The organism is Actinomycetota bacterium, from assembly GCA_040905475.1.
GTDB lineage: Bacteria > Actinomycetota > AC-67 > AC-67 > AC-67 > DATFGK01.
Genome location: JBBDRM010000033.1, coordinates 1 through 1568, shown reverse-complemented (window position 1 = coordinate 1568; position 1568 = coordinate 1). Strand labels below are relative to the sequence as shown.

At 67.0% G+C, this 1568-nt stretch carries 3 pseudogenes; all 3 read right to left on the bottom strand.

Going from position 1 to position 1568, the window contains the following annotated elements:
- Positions 1-106: 106 nt before the first annotated feature.
- The 3 pseudogenes from WEB06_03215 to WEB06_03205 all read right to left on the bottom strand — a co-directional run bounded on the left by WEB06_03215 (position 107) and on the right by WEB06_03205 (position 1568).
- Positions 107-259: pseudogene (locus tag WEB06_03215) on the bottom strand (site-specific integrase).
- 73 nt (positions 260-332) lie between these two features.
- Positions 333-1311, bottom strand: a pseudogene (locus WEB06_03210) (IS110 family transposase).
- A gap of 55 nt (positions 1312-1366) precedes the next feature.
- Positions 1367-1568: pseudogene (locus WEB06_03205) on the bottom strand (hypothetical protein).

Below are 1568 nucleotides of genomic sequence, written 5' to 3'. Positions count from 1 at the left end.
CGGGCTGACGAGCACGACAACACCCGAGGGGGCGCGGACAGGTTCCTCATCCTGCGCGCATGAGCGGCTGCGGGATGTGCGTCTCCGTAACGGAGATATTGCAGTTGCGTGACGGTTCGGTCCCGGTCCTGGCCTGAGCGAACGAGAGCAGAAGTCGCAGGGTGTCTCGGTAGGAGGCGATGGTGCGGGGACTGGCGTTGCGTTGGCTCATCAGGCGTTCGGTGAAGAACGCCTGAACGGTCGGGGCGAGCAGGCTCATCGCTGCTGCTCCCATCGGTCGAGGCGTGCGGCGGCGAGCCCGAGAAGCTCTGGGCTGATGCGAAGATTCCTTGTTACCCCGCGTCGGCGAGGGGGTTGAGGGTGACGTCGTATCCCATCTTGCGTAGCTGATCGAGGGCGCGGTTCTTGGCCTTGTCGGGGTTGAGCCGGGTGTAGAAGTCGTCGCCGGGATCGCAGTAGAGCGTGCCGGTGCTCAACATGTTCCAGATGGCGATGAGCATGGCGTGTTCGACGGCGACGATGGCCTTGACGGGTCCCCGGCGTGTTGCGATGCGCCGGTACCTGGCTGAGTAGTAGGTGGGCGCGGTCAAGCGGCTGACATTGCTGCGACTCCGAGGGCGCCTTTCAGGTAGGGATTGCCGGGCCGAGTGTGCGTGGACTTGATCCGCCCGGCGGACTCGTTGCTCCCTGGGGTGGTCCCCGCCCACGACGCGAGGTGTCCCGCGCTGGGGAACCGGCTCATGTCCGCTCCGGTCGCGTCGGCGACACCGGTGGAGATCCCGGGGATGGTGACGAGGAGGTCCCGGGCACCGCGAAAGGGTTCGATCATCACCTCGATGCGGGCGGTGAGCCCGTCGATGGCCGCGGTGTGCTGGTCGATGAGGTCGAGGTGGAGCCGGGCCAGGAAGGCGTGGTGCGCACCGAACCGGCCGGTGAGGGCTTCGGTGAGCTCGGGGATCTTGGACCGCATCCGTCGTCTGGCCAGATCGGCCAGCTGTGCCGGGTCGCGTTCGCCGGCGATCAGGGCGGCGAGCATGGCCCGGCCCGACACGCCGGTGATGTCACTGGCGACCGAGGACAAATTGATGCCGGCATCCTCGAGGAGCTTCTCGAGTCGTTGGATCTCCCGGGCGCGATCGCGGGTGATCGCGGTGCGGGTGCGTGTCAGGTCTCGCAGGGCGGATCGGTTCGGGGCGGGACGAACGATCCACGCACGAGTCCATGAGCGCCGAGACCGGCGAGCCAGGCCGCGTCGGAGACATCGGTCTTGCGGCCAGGGAGGTTCTTCACGTGACGGGCGTTGACGAGCATGGGGGGTGTCAGATGGTCTGTGTAGGTGCTCCTCATCCAGGGAGGTAGGGCGCGGTCAGGCGATCATTGCAACGGTGTCAGCGTAGACCTCTGCGGGGGTGCGCCAGCCGAGGACTTGCGGGGGCGGCCGTTCATCTCGGCGGCGACGTGGTGGAGCTGGTCTCGGCTGATCTTGTCGAGATCGGTGCCCTTCGGGAAGTACTCGCGGCGTCGAAGCGATTGCCGATGCTGCTGTAATGCCCCGACCTCCGCTGGGC